The sequence below is a fragment of the Halomonas sp. BN3-1 genome (genome assembly GCF_003056325.1).
Taxonomy (GTDB): Bacteria; Pseudomonadota; Gammaproteobacteria; order Pseudomonadales; family Halomonadaceae; genus Halomonas; species Halomonas litopenaei.
Window position 1 is genome coordinate 789,067 of record NZ_PYVV01000001.1, and the last position, 24,293, is coordinate 813,359.

Genomic DNA, 24,293 nt, shown 5'->3' on the forward strand with positions numbered 1-24,293 from the left:
TATGGAAAATCGCGTTCCCGCTCGTTCGGGTCTGGGTCCGTTCGTCCGTCGATCAGGGGCCGCCCTTTGCCTGGTCTCGGTGTCGGTGCCGGCCCTGGGCATGGATGCCGAGATCGTCGGTATCGAAGGGGATATGGCCAACAATGTCGAGGTCTACCTGCAGGGGCTCGACGGCAGCCAGTATAGTGTGGAGCGGCTGCGCAACGAGGTGGTTCGACTGACCCAGGAGGCGATGCGGGTCTACGGCTACTATGAACCGCAGATCGAGATGCGTTTCGACCGCGATGACGAGCCCCAGGAGGTCTTCCTCACCATCGACAAGGGGGAGCCGGTCAAGCTGGAAGTGATCGATTTCACCCTGGAGGGCGACGCCCGCGATGACGCCCCCTTTCAGTTGGCGATCGACGCCTATCCGCAAGAGGAAGGCGACATCCTCAAACACGCCCCCTACGAGAGTCTCAAGGGCAGGCTGCAGGGCCTGACCGTGGAGCGAGGCTACTTCGATTGGCAGTTCACCGATGAGCGCATGGAAATTCGCCCCTGGGCCAACAGCGCTCGGCTGTACCTGGGCATGGACAGCGGGCCGCGCTATCGCTTCGGCAGGGTCAATTTCAAGGGCCATCACATCGTCGAGGAACGCCTGCGCAATCTGGTGCCCTTCGACTACGGCGATCCTTACCTGGCAAGCGACGTCGCCGAGCTCAACAACCAGTTGAGCGAGACCGAATGGTTCGGCTCGCTGACGGTACGCCCTCGCCTGGAACGCCAGAAGGGCTCCCTGGCGCTGCCCGAGAACGACAACTGGTGGTACTCGGTGGACGTCGCGGAGATCCCGACGCCGTACCAGGGGCCGCGGATCAGCCGCGACGCTCTGGCGGTGGCGCTTGGGCTGTATCCGCCGGAATTCCCGACCATGCCGATCGATGTCAGCGTGACGCCGGCGGATCGTCACCAGTTCGAGGCGGGTATCGGCTTCGCCACCGATGTGGGGCCGCGCCTGCAGTTCTCCTGGGAGCAGCCCTGGGTCAACCGCTACGGCCATAGCTGGACCAATCAGCTATACCTGTCGGCACCGGATCAGCAGTTCAGCGGCACCTACAAGATCCCGCTGGAGGATCCGCTCAACGATAGCTACCGACTGCAGTACGGGCTGCGCAAGCAGGACATCGAGGACACCGAAAGCTTCGAGAGTACCGTCGATTTTGGTCGGCACTGGGTGTTCGAGAATGACTGGGAGCAGACGGTCTATCTGCGCGCCACCTACGAGGACTTTACTCAGGGGGAGCAGTCCGATCAGGTGCTGCTGCTGTATCCCGGGGTAAGCTGGTCGCGTACCCGCACGCGCAACCCTCAGTTTCCCACCTGGGGCGATCGCCAGAATCTCGAACTGCAGTACTCCAGCGACGCCTGGGGCTCTGACGCCGAGTTCTTCCGCATGACCGGCGATACCGCCTGGATCCGCAAACTGGGTGATGACAACCGCTTTATCGGCCGACTGGGTGTCGGCGCGATCAATACCGAAGATTTCGAGAAGATTCCCCCTTCGCTTCGCTTCTTTACCGGTGGTGACTCCAGCGTGCGTGGCTACAGCTACGAGTCGCTGTCGCCGGAAGACGAGAACGGCGACCTGGAAGGCGGTCAGCACGAGTTTACCGCCAGCGTCGAGGCCCAGCGCCGGATCACCGGCAAGTGGTGGGGCGCGGCCTTCTTCGATGTCGGTGACGCCTTCTCCGAGTGGTGGCCTGGCGACCTGAACAAGGGCGCGGGTCTGGGCGTGCGCTGGATTTCTCCGGTCGGCCCGATCCGCTTCGATGTCGCCCATCCCTTCGATGACGAAGACGACAATTTCCGGCTGCACTTCGCCATCGGGCCCGAGTTTTGAACCCGATGCCGCTGGCCCCTGACACGAGGCTTCAATGAGAAAAGGACGCGCCCTGTGGGCCCTGACACGTCTGCTGATCTGGCTGCCGTTGACCCTGGTTGGCCTGGTGCTGCTGATTGGCGGCCTGGTGCTGAGTCCCTGGGGCACCCGAATGGCGCTGGATCAGGGCCAGCGCATGGGCTTTCTCGAGTACGAGGCGGTCGAAGGCGCGCTGCTCGACACCTTTGCGCTGGATGGCTTTCGCATGGAGATGGGCAGCCTGCGGCTGTCGGTGGACGCGTTGTCGCTGTCCTGGGCAGAGGACTGCGTTCTTGATGGCCGGCTGTGTCTTGATTACCTGAGGGTGTCGGGTACCGACGTACGCCTGGGCGAGAGCGAAGCCGCGGAGGAGCCACCCGTCGAAGCCGAACCGACCAGTGGCGAGCCGGGGCCCCTGGCGCTGCCGTTTCCCGTCGAGATCCGTGAACTGGCGGTCGAGGACGTCGCCGTGCAACTGGCCGACGGCACCCGACTGGCCTGGGACAGCTTCACCACCGCGGCGGTGGCCGAGGGCGATACCCTCAGCGTTCGACCCACGCGCCTGGCGGGCCTTCATCTGACCCTGCCGTTGACGCCCGGCGCCATGCTGGCCCTGAGCGACGCCGAACATGAAGGGCCCATCGTCAGCGCCGAGGCCATCGACGCCGCCATCGCGGTGCGCTCGCCGTTGCCGAGCGAGGCCGCCGCCGAGATGGAAGGGGCCGCAGCCAAGGCCGATGACATCCCGCTGGATGAGCGTGAGCGTCTGGTGCTGCCCGAGGTCACCTTGCCACTGGCCATTGAAGTACCCGAGCTGGTGGTCGAGGACACCACCGTCGACGGTGCCTTCGACTACCACGTCGAGCGTCTGGACCTGAGTCTCGATGCCCGCGGCCAGACCGTTACCATCGAGCCCCTGGCGGTGGCCTCCGCCGATGCCGACGCCGAGCTCCAGGCCCGCGCCACGTTGAGCGGCGACTACCCGCTGGAGCTCAATTTTGCCGCCGATCTGTACCTGCCGGAAATCTTCCCGGCGCTGTCCGGCGAGCGGGTCGAGCTGAGTGCAGCCGGCAGTCTGGCCGACCTGGAAATCGACCTGAAGACCTCGGGCCCGGTGGACACCCACCTGGTCGCCCGGCTCGACGCCCTCGACCCCACGTTGCCCTTCAGCGCCACCTTCCAGAGCCCCAGACTGCAATGGCCGCTGCCTGGCATGGACAGCCCCCTGCCTGAAGGTATCGAAGAGGCTGGCGAGGTGAGCGACGCCGAGACAAACGCGCCAGACAATGCTGAAGCTGGCAATGCCACCGCTGCCACGGCCGAGGTGGAGCCGTGGATCGCCCGCGATCTGGATCTCGCCATCGAGGGGTCCCTGACCGGCTATACGCTGAAATTGGCCCTGGCCGCCGAGGGACCGGATGTACCGCCAACCACCCTGGCCCTTCAGGGGCAGGGGGATCTTTCACAGTTTGCCTGGGCGCCTCTTGAGGTCGCACCGGAGGGCGCCGGCGCGCTCAGCACCGAGGGACGGGTCGACTGGTCTGACGGCGTCTCGGTGGAGGCGGCAGCGACCCTCACGGGCCTTAATCCGGAACCCTTCGTCGAAGGCCTCGCGGGGGATATCGACGGCACCCTGCAGGTGGCTTTCGCCCAGACCGATGAGGGTTGGCGGGTGGAGGTGCCGGCGCTGGATATCGAGGGTACCCTCGATGGCCGACCGCTGTCGCTGGAGGCCCAGCTCGCCGGCAACAGCAACATGCAGTGGGACATCGACAGCCTCGATTTCCGCCAGGGCGACAATCGCATCCAGGCCGTCGGCCAGGTCAGCGAGTCCAACCTCGACGTCGACGCCGAGATATCACTGCCGGACATGGCGAGCCTGTATCCGGGGCTTGCCGGCCAGCTATCCGGTGACATCACGGCCAGCGGCAGCCTCCAGACGCCTCAGCTAGACCTGGCTCTGAACGGCAGCGGGGTAGCGTTTGAGGAAAATCGTGTCGGCGAGCTCTCGCTGTCCGGCCGTGTGGCCGGTATCGACGACCCCGAGCTCGATATCGGTCTTGAAGCAAGACAGGTCGAAGCGGGTGGTCAGCGATTCTCCGATATCGCCCTGGATCTCGATGGGCGGCTGTCGGATCACCGCCTTGAGCTCACCGTGGAGGGCAGCGAGGACGGGCCACTCAACCGTCTGGTGCTGGCCCTTGACGGGGCCATGAACGAGGCCCGCGACCGCTATCAGGGCACCTTGTCGCCGCTGGAAGTTACGCTGCCCCAGGGCGATATCGCCCTCGATGATCCGCTGAGCTTCGAGGCCGACCTGGCCGCGGGGTCGGTCCAGACCGAGCCCTTCTGCCTGGCACGTCGCCAGGGCGGCGCCGTGTGCATCAGCGAGCCGCTGAGCGCCTCGGCGGACGCTGGCTCGCTGACCCTCGAGATCAATGAGCTGCCCATGGACCTGGTCAACGAGGCCTTGCCTCAGGGCTGGGCCATCGACGGCGACACCGGCGCTCGTGTCGTCGCTGGCTGGTCGGCCGGCGGCAGTCGCTGGCAGGCCGACGTCCAGGTCGACAGCGAGGTCAGCGTGACCGGCGAGGACGCCTATGGCCAGCCTTGGTCGGTGCCTGCCACCAGCATGTCGCTCAGTGCAGACGCCAGCGAGGCCCGCATCGACATGGACCTGGCGCTGTCACTGGCCCAGAGCGGCGATATCGACCTGGCCCTGGCCATCGACGATCCCATGGGACGCGGCGGCCTGGACGGCACCCTGACCATTACCGACGTGCGCCTGGCACCGTATCAGCCATTGGCGGCCGGCCTCGATGAACTCGAGGGCAGTCTTGGCGGCACCATCCGTATCGCCGGCAGCCGCGAGGCCCCCGACCTCAGTGGCGACATCAGTCTGACCGGGCTCAGGGTCCACGGTGGTGATATTCCCCTGGCGGTCACCGACGGTCGGCTGGATATCGCGCTGTCCGGAGACAGCGCGCGGATTTCCGGCCATGTGGACGCCGAGGAAGGGCGCCTGAATATCACCGGTGATGCCGCCTGGCCTGACGGTAGCTGGGAGGCCAACATGGCGCTGTCCGCGGTGCAGGATCCACTGCTCGCCGCCATGCCGGCCTTCGGCAAGCTGAAGCTGGCCCCGGACCTGACCATCACCGCCAACCCCTCGCGACTGCGGGTGCGTGGCGAAGTGCGGATCCCCTGGGCCAGGCTCAAGGTCGGTGACGTTCCGGCGTCCGCGGTCACCCCGAGCGGTGACGAGATCATCATCACCCGCGAGATGGACGAGGAGGCCAAGGAGGCCGAACGGCGGGCCCAGGAAGACCCGGTAGGAGAATCCACCGCCGAGGCCATGGCCGAGGCGGGCATGGCCATCGACATCCGCGTACGGCTGCTGCTGGGACCCGACATGCGCCTGAGCGCCTACGGTCTGCAGACCGAGCTGGAAGGGGATCTGGAGGTGCGCCAGAACAACGGGCCGCTGCAGTTGTTCGGCGACGTCAGCCTGGTCGATGGCCGCTTCCGCGCCTACGGCCAGGATCTGCAGATTCGCCAGGGCAAGCTGATCTTCGCCGGCCCGCCGAGTCTGCCGACGCTGGACTTCGAAGCCATCCGTAACCCGGCCAGCACCGAAGACGGAGTGATCGCCGGTCTCAAGGTCACCGGTACCGCCAGCCAGCCCGATCTGGAGATCTTCTCCGAGCCGTCGATGGACGAGTCTCGGGCGCTGTCCTACGTGCTGCGCGGCCGGGCGCCGGATGACAGCGGCGACTCCAGCGGCGCCCTGACCTCGGCGTTGATCGGCCTGACCCTGGGCAAGACCGGGGGGGCGGTAGGCGCCATGGGTGAGGCTTTCGGCATCCAGGACCTGTCGCTGGATACCTCCGGCAGTGGCGAGAGCAGTCAGGTGGTGGTCAGCGGCCGTCTCACCGACCGTCTGGAGGTGGGCTACGGCGTCGGCATCTTCTCGCCCATCGCCGAGCTGACCCTGACCTACCAGCTGTGGCGGAGCCTCTACCTGGAAGCGGTCTCCGGCGCCGCCCAGGCGGTGGACCTGATCTACACCTGGAGCCTGCCGGGAGATCCACCGGAACTGCAGTGACCAAGCGCGTAGCACAGCACGCAACACACCGCCTAAACCACAAGAGCCCCGGCCATGGCCGGGGCTCTTGTGTGATGTTGCGTGACATTGCTTGATCTGACCTGCCCTTGCAGGAGCAGGAGCCATGTCATTGCTTGTCCAGCGACAGCTCCTGCAGGTAGCGCGCCAGCCGTCGGCCAAGCCAGGGGCGAGGGCGGCGAGGGCCTGGCTCCATGAATCCGACATGGCCGCCGCGTTCGGCGACTTCGAGGGTCACCAGCGGCGAGCGAGCCGGAAAGCGCTCGATCAGATCCGCCGGCATGAAAGGATCGTCACGGGCATGCAGCATCAGGGTGGGAACGGCCACCCGATCGAGCACCGGGCCGCTGGAGGCACGGGCATAGTAGTCATCGGCGTCCCGGAAGCCGTGCATCGGCGCCGTGATGACGTCGTCGTAGTCGCGCAGGCGCTTCAGCCGGCGCACCTGCTCGACGCTGACCTTGAGGGAAAGCTCGCCGCGTTCGAGCCGAGGTATCACCTTGCGCTTGAGCGAGGCCAGCAGGTGGCGTTCGTAGACCCGCGAAAAACCCTCGCCCAGGCGCTGGGCGCAAGCCGCCAGATCCAGCGGCGCGCTGATCACCACCGCGGCGTCGAGTCCCAACGAGTTCGCGTCCTCTTCGGCGACCAGCCGAAGCAGCATATTGCCCCCCAGCGACACGCCACCGGCGACCTTGGCTGCCTCGGGATAGCGATCGCCAAGTACCTCCAGCAACACCCTGGCGTCCCCGGTATCGCCGCTGTGGTAGGCGCGCGGCAGACGGTTGGGGCGAGAGCCGCAGCCTCGGAAGTGCATCAGCAACGCCCGATAGCCCTGGTCTCTGGCGGCCGCCAGCAGATCGTGGGCGTAGGGCGAGGTGATTCCCCCCTCTAGGCCGTGGAAAAGCACAAAGACAGGGGCATGGGGATCCTCGGGTTCCGGCAGCACCCAGCTAAGCTCTACCTCGTCACCGTCGGGCAGCGCGAGAAATTCCTGTCGCCAGTCCACCTCGGCGGGGCGAAGCACCCGCGGCAGCAGGGTCTGGACATGCGGATTGGACAGCCAGCGGGCGGCACGAAAGCCGCCCGGTGTCGCTGCATCCGCGCGAAGGCCCGAGGTGGCAGGGGACAAGCTTGAACGGGCGTCAGGCTGGGGCAAGGCTAGGTCTCCGCTGGGTGGTCGGGGGCATCATGGTTGAGCCTCGGTCTCGAGGGCGTGAGCACACAGCTCCTGCCAGGCGGCGTCGACCGCCGCGCGACGGGTCGAGAGGTGGCGATACAGGCGAATATCGAAGGACACCGTCCAGCGTGGCGGTCCTGCCGCCACCAGCGCGCCGGAGGCCAGCGCCTCGCCCAGGCTGCGCTCGGGCAACCAGCCCAGCCCATAGCCCAGCGCGACGAGTTCTCGGATATTGCCGCTCTGTACGCTCTCGTTGAGCACCGTAAGGGTAGGGGCGTCGCCGAGTCGGTCCAGGTGGGAGCGGATGGCGGCATCGATCATGCCCCGGGGATGATAGGCGATCAATGGCAGGGCGCGCCCCTTGCCGCCTTCCAGCGCAAAGCGAGGCTGGCCGCTGGCATCCGGCAGGCACACCGGCATAAAGCGCTCGCGGCCGATGACGCAATAATCGGTGTCCTCGTTGGCCAGCTCCAGCGGATTGCCGCTGGTCGGCCAGTAGCACAGGGCAAGATCGATCTCGCCGGAGGCAAGTCCCTGGAAATAGTCGCCCACCAGCCAGGCCGTGGCACGCAGGTAGGGCTGCAGCGGCGGTGGCGACTGCCAGCCGCTGAGCCACTGGGGCAGGAACTGCGCCAGCAGGCTCTGGGGTGCCCCCAGGCGTAGCTGTCCGGCCTGTTCCTCGGCCATCTGCGCCAGTCGCTGGCGGGTCAGGTCGACCCGCCGGGTGACGTCGTGACACATGGCGAGGAAGGCCTCGCCGGCCGGCGTCAGCGACAGCGGCAGGGTCTGACGGTTGATCAGGGTGGTGCCCATCTCCTCTTCGAGCAGCTTGATGCGCCGGGAGAAGGTGGGCTGAGTCACGTTCTGTTCTTCGGCGGCACGGGAAAAATGACGCGTGCGGGCCAAGGCGAGAAAGTCTTCCAGCCAACGTATTTCCATGGAAGTGTCACCTGTCCTGCGAAACGTCGATTGTGCCAGATAACCCGACGCCGGGCGTACCCGGCGTCGGCGTGTTGCAGGTGAAGGCGATGGAGGTCAAGGCAGCGGTCAAGACAGACGACCTTCCTCGACACCATGACAGGCGACCTGGCCGCCCTCGTCGGTGGCGATCAGACGGGGAATCTCCCGGCGGCAGCGCTCGTTGGCGTGGGGGCAGCGCCCGTGGAACACGCAGCCCGAGGGCAGGTTCACCGGGGTCGGCACCTCGCCCTGCAGGCGCAGGTGCTGGGGACGGTCGTCCTCCAGGCGTGGAATCGCCGACATCAGCGCCTGGGTGTAAGGGTGACGCGGGCGGGCGAACAGCGTCGCCGTGGGCGCCACCTCGCACACGCGGCCCAGGTACATCACCGCCACCCGGGTACCAAAGTGCTCCACCACCGCCAGGTCGTGGGTGATGAACAGGTAGGTCAGATGGTGCTCGCGCTGGGCTTCCATCAACAGGTTCAGCACCTGTGCCTGGATCGACACGTCCAGCGCCGAAATTGGCTCGTCGGCGACGATGAATTCCGGATCCACCGCCAGCGCCCGGGCGATGGCGATACGCTGTCGTTGGCCACCGGAGAACTCGTGGCCATAGCGCGAGCCCCAGTCCGGGGCGATGCCTACCGAGCTCATCACCTCGTGGACCTTGTCGACGACCTGCTGTGGCTTCCAGTCGGGGTGGTGAAGGCGGATCGGCTCTTCCAGCGTCTGCTGGATGGTCATGCGCGGATTGAGCGAGGCGTAGGGGTTCTGGAAGATCATCTGCATGCGCTGACGGAAAGGCAGCAATGCTTTCGAATCGAGATGATCGATACGCTCGCCGTCGTAATGGATCTCGCCGGCGCTGGGCCGCAGCAGGCCCATCACGGTACGCGCTACCGTCGACTTGCCGCAGCCGGACTCGCCCACCACGCACAGCGACTCCCCGCGGCGGATGTCCAGGTCGACCCCGTTGATCGCGTGCACGTGCTGTTGCTCGCGCACGATACGACCACGCCGGAACTTGAGCTGCTCGAGGAAATCCCCGGACAGCGAAAAGCGCTTTTCCAGCCCGCGGATCTCGAGCAGGCTGTCGCCTCCAGCGGCAGGGTTCATGTCGGCGGGGCCGCCCTGCTGAATCGGCTCGGTCGGCGGTTTGACGGCTGCCTGAGTGGTCTGGCTCATGAGTTGTCCTCCCTGGCCACGATGCGTTCGGCATCCTGCATCTCGGCAACCATATGGCAGGCCACCTCACAGTTGCCGGAGCGCACGAAGGCCGGTACCTCGGTCTTGCAGGGTGTCCGTTCGCTGCCGTCGTGGCGCTGGGTAAAGTCGCAGCGCGGATGAAACGGACAGCCGCTGGGGAGCTGGCTCAACGACGGCATGCTGCCGCGTATCTGGTTGAGCCGCTCGCCCGGGGTCGCCATCTGGGGCAGGGCGTTGATCAGTCCCTGGGTGTAGGGATGCTGCGGATCATTGATGATCTCTCGGGTCGGGCCCTGTTCGATCACCCGGCCGGCGTACATCACCAGCATGCGCTGGGTCACCTGGCTGACCACGCCGAGATCGTGGGTGATCAGGATCAGGCCGACGTTGTGCTTCTCGCACAGCTCCAGCAACAGCGCCATGATCTCCGCCTGAATGGTCACATCCAGGGCGGTGGTGGGCTCGTCGGCGATGATGATATCCGGGTCGAGCAGCAGCGCGATGGCGATGATGATGCGCTGACGCATGCCGCCGGACAGCTCATGGGGATACTGGTCCAGGCGCTTTTCCGGCGACGGGATCTGCACCTGCTCGAGCTTGCGCAGCGAGATCGCGCGGGCTTCCTTGCTGGAGATACGGCGGTGAGCCTTGAGGCATTCCACCATCTGCTCACCGATGGACAGCACCGGATTGAGCGTCATCATCGGATCCTGGAAGATCATCGAGATGCGGTGGCCGCGCACCTTGCGCAGGGCGCGCTCACCGAGGCCGGTCAGTTCCTGGCCATCGAAGGTGATGCTGCCACCGGCGATATAGCCCGGCTTGGCGATCAGATTCAGCAGGCTGAAGGCGGCGACCGACTTGCCTGCGCCGGATTCGCCCACGATGCCCAGACGCTCGCCACGATCTAGGCTGAACGACACATCGCGCAGTGCCTTCACGTCGCCCTGTCGCAGGGCGAAGCGCACGTCGAGGTGATTGACGTCGAGTAGTGCCATGATGTCTACCTCAGCCCTTGTACAGTCGTGGATTGAGCACGTCGCGCAGCCAGTCGCCGAGCAGGTTGATCACCAGCACCAGCACCACCAGCACCAGGCCCGGAATCAGGGTGATCCACCAGGAACCGGACTGGATATAGTCGAAGCCGGACTTGATCAACGAGCCCAGCGACGGCTGGGTCTCGGGCATGCCGAGGCCGAGAAACGACAGCGCTGCCTCGGAAATGATGGCATTGGCCACCTGCACGGTGGAGATGACGAAGATCGGCGACAGGGTGTTGGGCAGGATGTGACGGAACATGATCCGCCGGCTGCGCAGGCCCATCACCCGGGCGGCGTCGACGTACTCCTTGGAGCGCTCTGCCAGCACCGAGGCACGCACGGTACGGGCGTACTGGGGCCATTCGGCCAGGCCGATGATCAGCACCAGCAGCCACATGGCATAGTCGGAGTAGGTGGCGCCGCCGAAGATCGCCTTGAACAGGGCGCCCACCACGATGGCCACCATCAGCGTCGAGAACGACAGCTGGATATCCGCCAGACGCATCAGAAAGGCGTCGACGCGCCCTCCCAGATAGCCCGCCAGCAGACCGAAGCACACCCCCAGGGTGGCCTGCAGCGCCACGGCGCCGAAGCCGATGACCAGCGACACCCGCATGCCGTAGAGGATGGTCGAGAGCAGGTCGCGCCCCTGGGAATCGGTACCCATCAGGTACTGGGGGTCGGCGCCGTCGATCCAGAACGGCGGCAGCTCGGATGCAAGGATGTCGATCTGGGCCAGGTCATAGGGGTCGGCCGGCGCAAGCCAAGGCGCCAGCAGCGCGGCCAGGACCATCACCACGAAGATCAGAAGACTGGTCTGGGCGATCAGGTCGCGTTTGAAACTGTACAAGAGGTAGGAGTCGCGAAACCGCTCCCACCGGCTGCTCGTCGCAGTGCTCTGGGTGCTCATGCGGGCTTACCTGTCAGCTTGACGGTGGGATTGACCAGGCCGTAAATCAGGTCGACCAGGGTGTTGGTGATCACGAAGATCAGGCCGACGATCATCAGGTAGGTCACGATCAGGGGGATGTCCGAGCGCTCGATGGCGTCGAGGAACATCAGGCCCATGCCGGGCCACTGGAACACCGTCTCGGTGAGGATGGTGTAGGCCACCAGGGTGCCGATCTGCACGCCGCCGACGGTGATGACCGGCAACATGGTGTTCTTCAGCGCGTGCAGGAAGTAGATGCGACGCATCGAGATGCCCTTGGCCCGGGCGAACTTGACGTACTCCGACTGCATCACCTCGAGCATCTCGGCGCGGATCAGGCGAATGAACAGCGGCAGCATGATCGAGGCCAGCGAGATGGCCGGCAGCACCAGGTAGGTCAGCCCTTCCAGCGAGGCGAAGTTGGTGGTCCAGGTGCCGAACACGTGGATCGGGTCGCCGCGACCGTAGGCCGGCATGCCGCCCTCGGTGGACAGCAGGCCGTTGAGCCAGGCGCCCCAGCCGGTATCGGCGGGGAAGGGCGTGAAGCTCACGCCGATGGCGAACAGCTGGATCAACACGATAGCGGTGAGAAACACCGGGATGGAGATGCCGATGATCGACACCCCCATGAAGAAACGGGACAGCCAGGCGCGGGGCTTGATCGCGCTGTAGACGCCGATCGGCACCGACAGGAAGATGATCAGGAGGGTCGAGGCGAATACCAGCTCGAGGGTCGCCGGCAGGTGTCGCAGGACCACCTCGGTAGTCGGCTCGTTGTAGATGTACGAATAGCCGAAGTCGAACTGGGCGGCGTTGACGGCGAAACGGAAGTACTGCACCAGGAAGGGATCGTTGAGCCCCAGTTCCTCGCGCAGCACCTCGCGCTCGCTCTCGGGCACCGACTGACCCACCATCTGCTGGATGGGATCACCCAGGTTGTCCTGGATGGCGAAGGCGATCACGCTGATGACAAACATCACCAGCAGCGCATGAAAGAGGCGCTTGATCAGAAATGCGATCATGGGGATTGTCCAGGGTACAGGCGCTCGACTCCGCGACCATGTCACGGAGCCGAGGCAGCTGCTGAATGGGAGCTTGCAGGCACCGCGTGGCGGTGCCTGTCGTCTTACTCTTCTTCGATGACCAGATCCCCGAGGTAGGGGAAGTTCATCACGTTGACCACCGGCTCGATGTCGACGTTGGCCGCCGAGGCCCAGGCCAGGTTCTGCCAGTGCAGCGGAATGAAGGCGGCATCGTCGTAGAGGCCCTGCTCGAGCTCACGCAGCATCTCGCCACGCTTCTCCAGATCCACCTCGAGGTTGGCGTCGACCATCAGCTGGTCGAGCTCCTCGTTGCAGTAGTTGCCGGCGTTGTACTGGCCGCCACCGCTGTCGGCGTCCGGACACTCGGTCAGGTACTGGTGGAAGTTGGCGGAGTCTTCGGTGTCGGAGTGCCAGCCGATCATCATCATGTCGGCAGCGCGATCATCGTACTCGCCCCAGTACTGGGCCTTGGGCAGGGTCTTCAGGTCCACCGTGACGTTGATCCGCGCCAGCATGGCGGCTACCGCCTGGGCGATCTTGGCGTCGTTCACGTAGCGGTTGTTGGGCGCCATCATGCTGACCGAGAAGCCGTCCTCATAGCCCGCTTCGGCCATCAGTTCCTTGGCCCGGTCGAGATCGAAGCGCGGCTCGAGATCCGGGTTGTGGCCGGAGTAACCCTCCGGCGAGAACTGGGCGGCCGGGGTGGCGAAGCCCTTCATCAGACGATCGGCGATGCCTTGCTGGTTGATCGCGTAGTTGAAGGCCTGGCGAACACGCGGGTCCTGGAAGGCCTCGACCCGCTCCTGGTTCATGTGGAACAGGATGATGCGGGTGCCCGACATGGTCACCAGATTGGTGTCCTCGTCGCTCTCGATACGCTCCAGATCGTTGGGCGGTACCGGCGCGATGAAGTCGACGTCACCGGACAGCAGGGCGGCGACGCGGGTGGCGTTCTCGCCGATCGGAGTCAGGGTGATGGCGTCGACGTTGCCCGGGGACTCGCTGTCCCAGTAGTCATCGAAGCGTTCGAAGTCGACCCGAACGCCCTGCTGGCGGTTGGTCACCTGGAAGGGGCCGGTACCGGAGATGTTGCGCGAGGCGTAGGAGTTGCCGTTCTTGACGATCTCGTCCTTGGCCTTGCCGCCGTCGGTCTCGCCGGAATAGAACTGGCTGTCCATCGGGAAAATGTAGGTGGCCATGTTCAGCAGCAGCGGGTTGGGCCGCTTGGAGATGATCTCCACGATGTGCTCATCGACCACGTTGACCGTCTCGATAGGCTCGAAGATCGCTTTGAAGTCCGGGCTGCGCTTGAGGCGCTCGACGGTCCAGGCGACGTCCTCGGCGGTGAAGGGGTTGCCGGAATGGAAGGTGACCCCTTCGCGCAGGCTGATGCGCATGGTGGTGTCGTCGACCTGCTCCCACTCGGTGGCGAGTCTGGGCTCGAACTCGAAGTCCTTGGTCCAGCGCACCAGCGGATCGAAGGCCATGTGCGACAGTTGCAGGATACCGCCGGAGAGCTGCTCATGGATGTCCAGCGACACCGGATCGGCGTCGTAGGCCATGCGCAGGGTGTTTTCGGCCAGTGCGGTCTGGGGCAGGGCAGCCGTCAGCATGGCGGCACCGAGGGCACCGGCCAGAAGGGTCTTCTTGAACATGGAAGGAGTTCCTGCTTGTTGAGGTTGTTGTAATTGCTAGTCGGACGCCTTGGTCAATGTTGTAAGCGCCGGCTAGTCAATGTCCTGCATCAACATAGTGAGGTGTCGCGTTTAAACACAATCGAAATTGTGACAGCACCCATGCGAGGAACGAATATGGGGCGAGATACCACGCGGCACAGCGTGTGAGAGAAAGTCATGCAGCGATAGCACAACGAGTAATCTCTGCCGGCAGTGAATCAGAAGAAGTAGGGTGGAGATAGAGACCCTGACACCAGCACGCCCCCGAACGAGGTTCGGGGGCGTGAAGACATGGCACCAGGAGATGCACGAAAAGAGCGCCAACACTGGGCAACGCGGCTCGTCGCCTTCCTGGATGTGCGGCGCTGTTCAGATCGGCTATTGGCCCTGGGGCGGGCAGACGCGATCGATACGATAGAGCTGGGCGACCTGATCCAGGCCGTGGACGCTGCATTCCAGGTCGGTGACGCGACCGTCACTGAGGCCATAGACCCAGCCATGCACCGACAGCGCCTGGCCGCGCTGCCAGGCACGCTGGACGATCTTGGTACGACACAGCGTCTTGACCTGTGACTTGACGTTGAGCTCGCACATGCGATCCACCTGTTCGTCCAGCGGCAGATGCTCGAGTTCCGAGCGATGCATGCTGTAAAGCTCGCGCACGCTGTGCAACCAGTTGTCCACCATACCGTTTTCGCCGCCGGTGACCGCAGCGCGCACGCCACCGCAGTTGTAGTGGCCGACGATCATGATGTGACGTACCTTGAGCACGTCCACCGCGAACTGCACCACCGACAGGGCGTTCATGTCATTGTGGTAGAGCAGGTTGGCGACGTTGCGGTGGACGAACACCTCACCCGGGGGAAGGTCGATGATCTGGTTGGCCGGCACGCGGCTGTCGGAACAACCGATCCACAGATACTCCGGGCTCTGCTGCTGCGCAAGACGGGTGAAGAAATCAGGGTCTTCCTGGCAGATTCTGTCGGCCCAGGCCCGATTATTGGCGAGCAGATTGTCGATATCACTCATGAACTTTCCCCGTGCAAGCAGTGGATGGCTAAAGTGGTGCATGTTTTTACCCCCCTCGGTCAAGGTGGTCAAGCACCCTCCCGTGTTAGCCAGCCCGCTGGTATTATGGGAAGGTTTCCCATCCTGGTGGGCCTCGAGGCAGGTCCCTGGTAGGCCAGGCCCCTAATGATCCGAAAGCGGTCCCGACAACAAGGGCCCCAGCAACAGAATCAGGAGACGCAAGTGTCACAATTCGACTATGACCTCTTTGTCATCGGTGCCGGCTCCGGTGGTGTCCGCGCTGCCCGTACCGCGGCGGCAACCGGGGCCAGGGTGGCCGTCGCCGAGGATCGCTACCTCGGCGGTACCTGCGTCAACGTGGGCTGCGTGCCCAAGAAGCTCTACTCCTACGCCGCACACTTCCACGAGGCCTTCGACGACGCTCGCGGCTTCGGCTGGCAGCTCGACCAGGCGCCGAGCTTCGACTGGGCGACCCTGCGCGACAACAAGATCGGTGAGATCAAGCGACTCAACGGCATCTACGGCAAGCTGCTGGACAACGCCGGGGTGCGCCTGATAAACGGTCGCGCCAAGGTGGTGGACGAACACCGTGTCGAGGTTGGCGGCGAGACCATCAGCGCCGAGAAGATCCTGGTGGCGGTGGGTGGCTGGCCCTGGGTGCCGCCGTTCCCCGGCAGCGAACTGGCCATGAACTCCAACCAGATCTTCGACCTGGACGAGTTTCCCAAGCGCTTTCTGGTGCTTGGCGGCGGCTATATCGCCGTGGAGTTCGCCAGCATCTTCAACGGCCTGGGCGCCGACGCCCACCTGCTGTATCGCGGCGACCTGTTCCTGCGCGGCTTCGACCAGGAGGTGCGCGAGTTCACCCGCGACGAGATGGCCAAGAAGGGCGTCAACCTGCACTTCAACACCAACATCGAGTCCCTCGAGAAGGTCGAAGGCGGGATCAAGGCCACCCTGACCAATGGCGAGACCCTTGAGGTGGATGCGGTGCTGTCCGCCACCGGCCGCAAGCCCCATCTGGAAGGCCTGGGTCTGGACCAGCTCGACATCGCGCTCAACGAGAACGGCTCCATCCAGGTCAACGATCGCTTCGAGACCTCGGTGCCCTCGATCCTGGCGCTGGGCGACGTGACCGGCGGTCCTGAGCTGACGCCGGTGGCCCTGGCCGAGGCCATGCATCTGGTCGCACACCACTACGGTGACGCGCCCAAGGCGCCGATGAACTACGACAACATCGCCACTGCGGTGTTCTGCCATCCCAACATCGGCACCGTTGGCCTGTCCGAAGAGAAGGCCCGCGAGGTGTGCAAGGCGGTCCGCGTCTACAGCGCCGACTTCCGTCCCATGAAGCACACCCTGTCCGGCAGTGATGAACGCTGCCTGATGAAGCTGATCGTCGACGACGAAAGCGACGTGGTGGTAGGGGCGCACATGGTCGGCGAGGAAGCCGGTGAGGTGATCCAGGGCATCGCCATCGCGGTGCGTGCGGGCCTGACCAAGGCAGATTTCGACGCCACCGTGGGCATCCACCCGACCGGCGCCGAAGAGTTTGTCACCATGCGCACGCCGACCCGTACCTGAGACCTGCGTCACGATACGACAAGGGCACCTGTGGGTGCCCTTTTTTGTGGCCTTTTCTCGCCGATCCGAAAGGTCCGACTATACTGCTTCAGGCGGACGAAATCGTCTCGTTGGAGAGGCAATCGATTACGCCAAAGGGATAGGGGAGGTGAGCGGCAGCGATCGCTCCGAGCCGCCATGAGACGTGGCCTGGCGCCGTTCGCATAATTTTTTTTTATGCTTCCAGGGGTTAAGAATAATCCAGATTTTGAAATGTCATACTCGACTGTTATAATGGTTGTCCAAATTCGCTACAGCGAAGCATAACGAACATGACCGCAAGCACTGAGCCCTTCACACCATCAGCCGACCTCGCCAAGCCTACGGTGGCCGACGCGGTGGTGGGTCACGAAGCGGCGCCGCTGTTTATTCGCAAGTCCACTCCCGAGGATGGCTGGGGCATCTACGAGCTGGTCAAGTCCTGCCCGCCCCTGGACGTCAACTCCGCCTACGCCTACCTGTTGCTGGCCACCCAGTTCCGTGACAGTTGTGCCGTTGCCACCAACGAGGAAGGCGAGATCGTCGGCTTTGTCTCCGGCTACGTGAAGTCCAATGCTCCGGACACCTACTTTCTGTGGCAGGTCGCGGTGGGCGAGAAGGCCCGCGGTACCGGTCTGGCCCGCAGACTGGTCGAAGCCATCCTGACCCGCCCTGAATTTGCCGAGGTCCACCACCTCGAGACCACCATCACACCGGATAACCAGGCCTCCTGGGGCTTGTTCCGCCGCCTGGCCGATCGCTGGCAGGCGCCGTTGAACAGCCGCGAGTACTTCTCTACCGACCAATTGGGTGGAGAGCACGATCCGGAAAACCTGGTGCGCATCGGTCCCTTCGACACGACGCGTATCTAACGGCTTCCAGGGTGGTGACAGGGCGCCAGCGTCCGTCGCCACCGATACCCGATAACTTCCCCTACGAACCCGACAGGAGGTCGCAATGCAGACCCAGATCCTCGAACGCATGGAATCCGAAGTTCGTACCTATTCCCGTTCCTTTCCGGTGGTCTTCACCAAGGCGCAGAACGCTCGCCTGACCGACGAGGAAGGCCGCGAGTACATCGACTTTCTGGCCGGTGCCGGCACCTTGAACTACGGCCATAACAACCCGCACCTGAAGCAGGCGCTGGTCGACTACCTGGCCACCGACGGCATCATCCACGGTCTTGATTTCTGGACCGCCGCCAAGCGCGACTATCTGGAGACCCTGGAAGAGGTGATCCTCAAGCCGCGTGGTCTCGACTACAAGGTCCACCTCCCGGGGCCGACCGGCACCAATGCCGTCGAGGCTGCCATTCGCCTCGCTCGTGTGGCCAAGGGTCGTCACAACATCGTGACCTTCACCAATGGCTTCCACGGCGTGACCATGGGAGCGCTGGCCACCACCGGCAACCGCAAGTTCCGCGAGGCGACCGGCGGTATTCCGACCCAGGGTGCAGCCTTCATGCCCTTCGATGGCTACATGGGTAGCGAGACCGATACCCTGGACTACTTCGAGAAGCTGCTTGGCGACAAGTCCGGCGGTCTCGACGTGCCCGCCGCGGTCATCGTCGAAACGGTCCAGGGCGAGGGCGGCATCAACGTGGCCGGCCTGGATTGGCTCAAGCGTCTCGAGGGCATCTGCCGCGATAATGACATCCTGCTGATCATCGATGATATCCAGGCGGGCTGCGGTCGTACCGGTAAGTTCTTCAGCTTCGAGCATGCCGGCATCACACCGGACATCGTCACCAACTCCAAGTCGCTGTCCGCACTCGGCCTGCCGTTCGCCCACGTGCTGATGCGTCCGGAGCTCGACAAGTGGAAGCCGGGTCAGTACAACGGTACCTTCCGTGGTTTCAACCTGGCCTTCGTCACCGCTACCGCTGCCATGCGCAAGTACTGGAGCGACGATACCTTCGAGCGTGACATCCAGCGCAAGGCGCGGATCGTGGAAGAGCGCTTTCAGAAGATCGCAGCCTGGCTCAGCGACAAGGGGTATCCGGCTTCCGAGCGTGGCCGCGGCCTGATGCGTGGCATCGACGTGGAAAGCGGCGATATCGCCGACAAGATCACCGCCAAGGCCTTCGAGAACGGCCTGGTGATCGAGACCAGTGGCCAGGACGGTGAGGTGGTCAAGTGCCTGTGTCCGCTGACCATCACCGACGAGGATCTGATCGAAGGTCTCGATATCCTCGAGCGCAGCACCCACGAGGCGCTGAGCTGAAACAGGATACGCCCGCAGGCTATCTGCGGGCAGGCGCCAGCAGCAAGGTGCCGCTGATCCTGCCCTGAGCAATATGTAAAGCGAGGGCCCGCCCTCGCTTTTTCTGCGGACGCCACCAGCGCTCGAAGCCTCGCACAGGGCCTTTCGATGCCCGGCACCGCCGACGCCCCCGACACCCGACAACGGAGAATTCGATGATCGTTCGCAACCTGGAAGAAGCCCGTCAGACCGACCGCCTGGTAAAGGCCGAGAACGGTAACTGGGACAGCACCCGCCTGATGCTCGCCGATGACGGCGGTCAGTGTTCCTTCCACATCACCCGTATCTTCGAGGGTACCGAGACCCACATCCACTACAAGCATCACTTCGAGGCGGTGTTCTGCATCGAGGGCGAAGGCGAGGTGGAGACCCTGGCCGACGGCAAGATCTGGCCGATCAAGCCGGGCGACATCTACATCCTGGATCAGCATGACGAGCACCTGCTGCGTGCTTCCAAGACCATGCACCTGGCCTGCGTGTTCACTCCGGGCCTGACCGGCAAGGAAGTGCACCGCGAAGATGGCTCCTACGCGCCCGCCGGCGAGTAAGGGTGTACCGCCAGGATTGAACAGGAACTCGCTTCCCGCACCCGACAACGGCGCCCCTTGGGGCGCCGTTGTCGTATCTGGCCAATCGACCGAAGTAGTCGCAGGACGCTGGAGGTAGACGTCACGGGAAGAGCAGCAGGGGACGTGGGGGCATAGGAGGCAGGCACGTCAAAATTGTGCCCAAAAGTCTGGAGCGCTACCTATACTTTGCAGCAAACTCCTCAATGGAACCGTCCCCATGGCCATTTGTCGCCCCCGACTCCTGACCTCCGGTATGTATCACTACCTGCTGGCAGCGCCGATCCTTGGTGCAGCACTGCTGGCCCCAGCGACGGCTCATGCCTCGGAAGGCGGCAGCAGCATCTATGTACCGGGCGCCTATAACGACTTTGCCGCAGGCTTGGCTCCGCCACCCGGGGTCTATGCACGCAACGACCTGGTGCGCTACGAGGGCGATATCGGCGCGCGCCCCCTGGGCGGGCGGCTGTCGGCGGGTCTCGACCAGACGCTGTGGTTCAACCTGCTCAAGCTGACCTGGGTGACCGACGTCGAGTGGCTCGGTGCCACCTACATCGCCGGGATCAATCTTCCCTACGTGTTTGACGTCAGCGTCGATCTCGAGGCCAGCATCCCGGGCCAGGAACGCTTCAACACCGGAAGCAACAGCGGCTTCGGTGATCCGTACCTGGTGCCTGTCGCCCTCAACTGGGCCAACGGGACTCACCACACCACGGCGGCGGTGGGTATCAATATTCCGGTGGGGCGCTACGACGAGGATGATCGGATCAACCTGGGGCGGCACTACTGGTCGATCGATCCCACCATTACCTACAGTTGGCTGCCCGAAAGCGGATGGGACCTGTCGATGACCGCGGGCATCCTGTTCAACTTCAAGAACGATGCCACCGACTACACCACCGGCGACGAGTTTCACCTGGACGTGCTGGCGGCGAAGTACCTGACGCCAAGCTTCGGACTGGGTCTGGCCGGGTACGTTTACGAGCAGCTCGAGTCGGACTCGGGCCCGGTACCGGATCGCCTGGAAGATGGTTTTCGCAGTAGCGGGGCAGGAGTAGGGCCGGCCTTCATGAAGAGCGTCTCACTGGGCCAGGCGCCGGTCACCTTGATCGGCAAGTGGCTTCACGATGTGTCATCCGAAAATCGCTTCGATGGCGATACGGTGTCGCTGTCGGCGGCCTGGGCCTTCTAGCCACCTCCCGACCAGCGCCCGATCCGATGATTCGGGCGCGCCGCCTCGATCCTTCCCCTGAACGAATCTCCGCCATGTTCTCGGGCGCTCAGCGGCGCCCGATTCTCCCGTTATTCTGCATCGATATTGTCTGCGCTGAATGTCTTTAACAGCCGAGGCCTTGCACGTCCCACGAGACTTCCTGCCGCCTATGCAGCTCAGGCGGCACAGGGACACAGCGGGCCACGCGTCACGCCTGAAATTGACAGCATTTTACAAATAAACTGCCGCTGCAGCGGGGCGTCTTTGCACCAGGAACAGGTTTCGGATAGGTCGTTATTGCCTGCGAATAAAGAGCTTTTCCGAAAAATGTCGATCATGTTGGCCGCCTTGGCTAACACACCTCGACAGTGGCATTGCACTTTAGTCAAAAAGTGTCAGGAAGGGGTTGCAGCCAGGAAGTCCTCTCTTCTACTTTGTCATACATAGTATGCCATGGTTTCCAGAAAACGGCTCAGGCCATCGCCATGTGATGGCAGTACGAGAGGGCCGGACACTTGCCCAACCGGGTATGACAACAACGCCAACAAGGTCAACCAGAGGACTCGCCATGAATCCCGCCGCTTCACGCAAGCTCACCCGCGCCATCCATCTTGCCGGCCTGGCCGCGACCACCGCCTTGCTGGCAACGCCAGCCCTGGCCGAACAGTGGCGCGGCTGGAACATTCATCCTCCCGAGTACCCCAACAGCATTGCACTGGAGACCTTCGCCAAGGAGGTGGACGAGCGAACGGAAGGGCGCATCACGCCAAAGGTCTATCACAACGCCGTGCTGGGGGATCAGCCCGATGCCATCGAGCAGACCCGCAACGGTGCTCTGGATTTCGGCAACTTCAACATGGGCCCCATGGGTCCGATGGTGCCGGCTGCCAACGTGCTCTCGCTGCCCTTCATCTTTGAAAGTGAAGAGCGCATGTACGAACTGATGGATGGCGAGATCGGCGAACGCTTCGCCGCAGCGATGGAGGAGCAGGGCCTGGTCGCGCTGGGTTGGTTCGGGGCAGGCTCGCGCAGCCTCTACAACACCGACCATCCGGTCGAGACTCCGAAAGATGTCGAGGGCATGAAGGTCCGGGTCATGAACAACGACCTCTACGTCGACATGATCGATGCGCTGGGTGGCAACGCCACCCCCATGGCCTACGGTGAGGTCTACCAATCGCTGACGACCGGAGTGATCGACGGCGCCGAGAACAACTTCCCGTCCTACGAATCCAGCGGCCACTACGAGGTTGCCGGCTACTACTCGCTGACCAACCACCTGGTCATTCCCGAGTGCCTGTGCATGGCCCGCAGTACCTGGGACGAGCTGTCCGAAGAAGACCAGGCGGCGGTCCGGGAGGCCGGGCAGGTCGCCACCGAGCAGCAGCGTGAACTGTGGGAAGAGCGTACCGCGGCCAGTCGGCAAACGGCGCTGGACGCAGGCGTCGAGATCAATGAGGTTCCGGACAAGTCAGAATTCCAGGCGCTGATGCAACCGGTCTATGAGGGTTTTCTTGCCGAGAACCCGGACCTGGCCTCGCTGGTCGACGATATTCGCGCGGCTCAGGCCGACTGATCCCATTGATACGAGAGCCCCGTCCCCGGTGCCGGGGGCGGGCGGGGAGGCTGATGCGTGAACGCACCCACCGACACCTCTGACGTCGGGTCCGAGCAAACCGAGTCAGAGCAAGAGGGCGCCACGGTACGCCGTGGTGCCTTTCCTCCGGCATCGCCGGAGTCACGAAGCATACGCTACAAGCGAGAAACACCCAGCCGACTGGAGCGCATCCTCGACAGTATCGCCCATGGTTGCATCATGGTGGCCGGGGTGCTGCTGGTGTTGCTGATCATCACCTTTGGCTGGCTGGTATTTGGCCGCTACGTGCTCAATGACACCCCCACCTGGGTCGAGCAGACGGCGCTTCTGAGCGTGGCCTACATCACCTTTCTCGGCGCCGCTGCCGGCGTTCGTCACAACAGCCACCTGTCCATCGACCTGCTGCGCGACAACATGCCGGCGCCGATCAAGGGTCTGATGCACCATCTGGCGGATCTGTTCGTGGTGGCCTTTGGCGGCTTCATGGCCTGGCAGGGCTGGCAGTTGATGATGACCAACCTGGCACGACCTATCCCGATGCTCGGACTCTCCGAAAGCTGGCGTGCCGCGCCGCTGGCGATCTGTGGCGCGCTGATGGTGCTGTTCGCTGTGGCCAACATCGTCAAGCGGCTTGGCGGCCGGCACAACCCGACCCAGGAGGACTGAGCATGGGACTCGCTATCGTTTTTGGACTCTTTGCCCTGGGACTGGCGGTCGGCGCTCCGGTGGCCTTTGCGGTAGGACTGGCAGCAGTAGGGGGCTTTCTCTATGAGGGACTGCCGCTGTTCGTGGCATTCCAGCGCATCCTCTCGGGCATTTCGGTGTTTTCCCTGCTGGCCATTCCGTTCTTTATCTTCGCCGGCGAGCTGATGCTGCACGGTGGTATTTCCCAGCGCCTGGTGCGTCTGGCCTCTGCCGCAGTGGGCCGGGTGCGCGGAGGGCTCGGGGTGGTCAATGTGACCTCTTCGATGCTGTTCGGCGGAATTTCCGGTTCCGCGGTGGCCGACACCTCAGCGCTCGGCTCCATCCTGATTCCGGTGATGAAGGAGAAGGGCTACGACGCGGACTACGCGGTCAACGTGACGGTGACCTCGTCGGTGGCCGGGGTGGTGATTCCGCCCAGCCACAACATGATCCTCTACGCCGTGGCGGCCGGCGGTGGCCTGTCCATCACCAAGCTGTTCATGGCGGGCATCGTGCCGGGCATCCTGATGTGTGGCCTGCTGGCCCTGGCCGCCTATCTGGTAGCGGTCAAGCGTGGTTACCAGGGCGAGCGCTTTCCGGGCTGGCAGGCGCTGGCGATCAGCTTTGCCGCCGCACTGCCAGGGTTGCTGACCGCGGTCATCATCGTGGGCGGCGTGCTGTCTGGCGTGCTGACGGTGACCGAGTCAGGCGCCTTCGGGGCCATCTACGCCATCGTCGTCACCGCTCTGGTCTATCGCGAGCTGCGCTGGGCATCGTTCAAGCAGGCGGTCTACCAGTCGGTGCGCACCACCGCGCTGGTGATGATCCTGGTCGGCTGCGCCTCGGCGTTCTCCTATCTGCTCGCCCTCTATAGCGTGCCGGAGTTGCTGTCCAACACGCTGCTCGGGATCACCGACAATCCGCTCGCCATCCTGCTGATGCTGAACCTGATCCTGCTGGCACTCGGCATGATCATGGACATGGCGGCGCTGATCCTGATCTGCACGCCGATCTTCCTGCCGATTGCCGCCCAGTTCGGCATGGATCCGATCCAGTTCGGCATCATGATGATGATGAATCTGGGGCTCGGGCTGTGCACGCCGCCGGTGGGTGCCTGCCTGTTTGTCGGCAGCGTGGTCGGCAAGATCAAGATCGAACAGACCGTTCGCACCATCTGGCCGTTTTACCTGGCGTTGTTCGCCGCCCTGATGCTGGTGACCTACGTTCCGGCACTGTCCATGGCGCTGCCCAACATGCTGGAGTGATGGCGACCATGCCAAGCCC

The 24,293-nt window shown here is 64.0% G+C and carries 18 protein-coding genes; 10 read left to right on the plus strand and 8 right to left on the minus strand.

What is annotated here, in order from left to right:
* Position 1: 1 nt before the first annotated feature.
* Positions 2–1,882 (plus strand): autotransporter assembly complex family protein, encoded by a 1,881-nt coding sequence (locus C9F12_RS03200; protein WP_108447934.1) that lies wholly within the window; start codon positions 2–4, stop codon positions 1,880–1,882.
* 34 nt (positions 1,883–1,916) lie between these two features.
* Entirely contained in the window at positions 1,917–6,005 is a 4,089-nt protein-coding gene (locus tag C9F12_RS03205) for a translocation/assembly module TamB domain-containing protein (RefSeq protein WP_108447935.1), read from the plus strand.
* A 127-nt stretch (positions 6,006–6,132) separates the two neighbouring features.
* Here the strand turns inward: C9F12_RS03205 and C9F12_RS03210 are convergent, their stop codons facing one another.
* From C9F12_RS03210 to can, 8 genes are all read right to left on the minus strand, one after another.
* Positions 6,133–7,179: a hydrolase gene (locus C9F12_RS03210; RefSeq protein WP_240184147.1), complete on the minus strand. Its 1,047-nt coding sequence runs from the start codon at positions 7,177–7,179 to the stop codon at positions 6,133–6,135.
* Between the two features lie 30 nt (positions 7,180–7,209).
* On the minus strand, positions 7,210–8,139 hold the full coding sequence (locus C9F12_RS03215; protein WP_108133614.1) for a LysR family transcriptional regulator: 930 nt from the start codon (positions 8,137–8,139) through the stop codon (positions 7,210–7,212).
* Positions 8,140–8,247: 108 nt separating this feature from the next.
* The gene (locus tag C9F12_RS03220; RefSeq protein ID WP_045992090.1) at positions 8,248–9,276 is read right to left on the minus strand and encodes an oligopeptide/dipeptide ABC transporter ATP-binding protein; all 1,029 of its coding nucleotides are present in this window, start codon (positions 9,274–9,276) and stop codon (positions 8,248–8,250) included.
* Positions 9,277–9,341: 65 nt separating this feature from the next.
* A complete protein-coding gene (locus C9F12_RS03225; RefSeq protein WP_108133615.1) occupies positions 9,342–10,364 on the minus strand; it encodes an ABC transporter ATP-binding protein in 1,023 nt (340 codons plus the stop codon).
* Positions 10,365–10,374: 10 nt separating this feature from the next.
* Complete coding sequence (locus tag C9F12_RS03230) at positions 10,375–11,316, minus strand: ABC transporter permease (protein ID WP_045992061.1); 942 nt, start codon at positions 11,314–11,316, stop codon at positions 10,375–10,377.
* Positions 11,313–12,359: an ABC transporter permease gene (locus C9F12_RS03235; protein ID WP_045992062.1), complete on the minus strand. Its 1,047-nt coding sequence runs from the start codon at positions 12,357–12,359 to the stop codon at positions 11,313–11,315. The genes C9F12_RS03230 and C9F12_RS03235 overlap by 4 nt, the downstream gene beginning before the upstream one ends.
* A gap of 104 nt (positions 12,360–12,463) precedes the next feature.
* Positions 12,464–14,035, minus strand: a complete 1,572-nt coding sequence (locus C9F12_RS03240) for an ABC transporter substrate-binding protein (RefSeq protein WP_108447936.1) — start codon at positions 14,033–14,035, stop codon at positions 12,464–12,466.
* A 399-nt stretch (positions 14,036–14,434) separates the two neighbouring features.
* Complete coding sequence (gene can / locus C9F12_RS03245) at positions 14,435–15,085, minus strand: carbonate dehydratase (RefSeq protein ID WP_108447937.1); 651 nt, start codon at positions 15,083–15,085, stop codon at positions 14,435–14,437.
* 222 nt (positions 15,086–15,307) lie between these two features.
* Here can and gorA point away from each other — a divergent pair, with 222 nt between their 5' ends.
* The 8 genes from gorA (at position 15,308) to C9F12_RS03285 (ending at position 24,274) form a co-directional block, all read left to right on the plus strand.
* Positions 15,308–16,669 carry a glutathione-disulfide reductase gene (gene gorA, locus C9F12_RS03250; protein ID WP_240184148.1) on the plus strand — a complete coding sequence of 454 codons (1,362 nt, stop codon included), beginning with the start codon at positions 15,308–15,310 and terminating at the stop codon, positions 16,667–16,669.
* Between the two features lie 311 nt (positions 16,670–16,980).
* Positions 16,981–17,559, plus strand: coding sequence for a diaminobutyrate acetyltransferase (gene ectA / locus C9F12_RS03255; protein ID WP_045992066.1), 579 nt, complete (start codon positions 16,981–16,983; stop codon positions 17,557–17,559).
* Between the two features lie 85 nt (positions 17,560–17,644).
* Positions 17,645–18,910: a diaminobutyrate--2-oxoglutarate transaminase gene (gene ectB, locus C9F12_RS03260; RefSeq protein ID WP_045992067.1), complete on the plus strand. Its 1,266-nt coding sequence runs from the start codon at positions 17,645–17,647 to the stop codon at positions 18,908–18,910.
* Positions 18,911–19,104: 194 nt separating this feature from the next.
* On the plus strand, positions 19,105–19,497 hold the full coding sequence (locus tag C9F12_RS03265; RefSeq protein WP_045992068.1) for an ectoine synthase: 393 nt from the start codon (positions 19,105–19,107) through the stop codon (positions 19,495–19,497).
* Positions 19,498–19,735: 238 nt separating this feature from the next.
* Positions 19,736–20,707 (plus strand): transporter, encoded by a 972-nt coding sequence (locus C9F12_RS03270; RefSeq protein WP_052704298.1) that lies wholly within the window; start codon positions 19,736–19,738, stop codon positions 20,705–20,707.
* A 589-nt stretch (positions 20,708–21,296) separates the two neighbouring features.
* The gene (locus tag C9F12_RS03275) at positions 21,297–22,304 is read left to right on the plus strand and encodes a TRAP transporter substrate-binding protein (protein ID WP_045992069.1); all 1,008 of its coding nucleotides are present in this window, start codon (positions 21,297–21,299) and stop codon (positions 22,302–22,304) included.
* A gap of 57 nt (positions 22,305–22,361) precedes the next feature.
* Complete coding sequence (locus tag C9F12_RS03280) at positions 22,362–22,991, plus strand: TRAP transporter small permease (RefSeq protein ID WP_240184149.1); 630 nt, start codon at positions 22,362–22,364, stop codon at positions 22,989–22,991.
* Positions 22,992–22,993: 2 nt separating this feature from the next.
* A complete protein-coding gene (locus C9F12_RS03285) occupies positions 22,994–24,274 on the plus strand; it encodes a TRAP transporter large permease (RefSeq protein ID WP_108133621.1) in 1,281 nt (426 codons plus the stop codon).
* The last annotated feature ends 19 nt before the right edge of the window (positions 24,275–24,293 follow it).

Excerpts from the sequence above, each read along its gene's own strand:
- C9F12_RS03240 (WP_108447936.1), bottom strand. The coding sequence starts at position 14,035 with ATGTTCAAGAAGACCCTTCTGGCCGGTGCCCTCGGTGCCGCCATGCTG.
- ectB (WP_045992067.1), top strand. The coding sequence starts at position 17,645 with ATGCAGACCCAGATCCTCGAACGCATGGAATCCGAAGTTCGTACCTAT.
- C9F12_RS03275 (WP_045992069.1), top strand. The coding sequence starts at position 21,297 with ATGAATCCCGCCGCTTCACGCAAGCTCACCCGCGCCATCCATCTTGCC.
- C9F12_RS03285 (WP_108133621.1), top strand. The coding sequence starts at position 22,994 with ATGGGACTCGCTATCGTTTTTGGACTCTTTGCCCTGGGACTGGCGGTC.
- C9F12_RS03265 (WP_045992068.1), top strand. The coding sequence starts at position 19,105 with ATGATCGTTCGCAACCTGGAAGAAGCCCGTCAGACCGACCGCCTGGTA.
- C9F12_RS03220 (WP_045992090.1), bottom strand. The coding sequence starts at position 9,276 with ATGAACCCTGCCGCTGGAGGCGACAGCCTGCTCGAGATCCGCGGGCTG.
- can (WP_108447937.1), bottom strand. The coding sequence starts at position 15,085 with ATGAGTGATATCGACAATCTGCTCGCCAATAATCGGGCCTGGGCCGAC.
- C9F12_RS03200 (WP_108447934.1), top strand. The coding sequence starts at position 2 with ATGGAAAATCGCGTTCCCGCTCGTTCGGGTCTGGGTCCGTTCGTCCGT.
- C9F12_RS03230 (WP_045992061.1), bottom strand. The coding sequence starts at position 11,316 with ATGAGCACCCAGAGCACTGCGACGAGCAGCCGGTGGGAGCGGTTTCGC.
- C9F12_RS03215 (WP_108133614.1), bottom strand. The coding sequence starts at position 8,139 with ATGGAAATACGTTGGCTGGAAGACTTTCTCGCCTTGGCCCGCACGCGT.
- C9F12_RS03270 (WP_052704298.1), top strand. The coding sequence starts at position 19,736 with ATGGCCATTTGTCGCCCCCGACTCCTGACCTCCGGTATGTATCACTAC.
- C9F12_RS03205 (WP_108447935.1), top strand. The coding sequence starts at position 1,917 with ATGAGAAAAGGACGCGCCCTGTGGGCCCTGACACGTCTGCTGATCTGG.
- ectA (WP_045992066.1), top strand. The coding sequence starts at position 16,981 with ATGACCGCAAGCACTGAGCCCTTCACACCATCAGCCGACCTCGCCAAG.
- C9F12_RS03235 (WP_045992062.1), bottom strand. The coding sequence starts at position 12,359 with ATGATCGCATTTCTGATCAAGCGCCTCTTTCATGCGCTGCTGGTGATG.
- C9F12_RS03225 (WP_108133615.1), bottom strand. The coding sequence starts at position 10,364 with ATGGCACTACTCGACGTCAATCACCTCGACGTGCGCTTCGCCCTGCGA.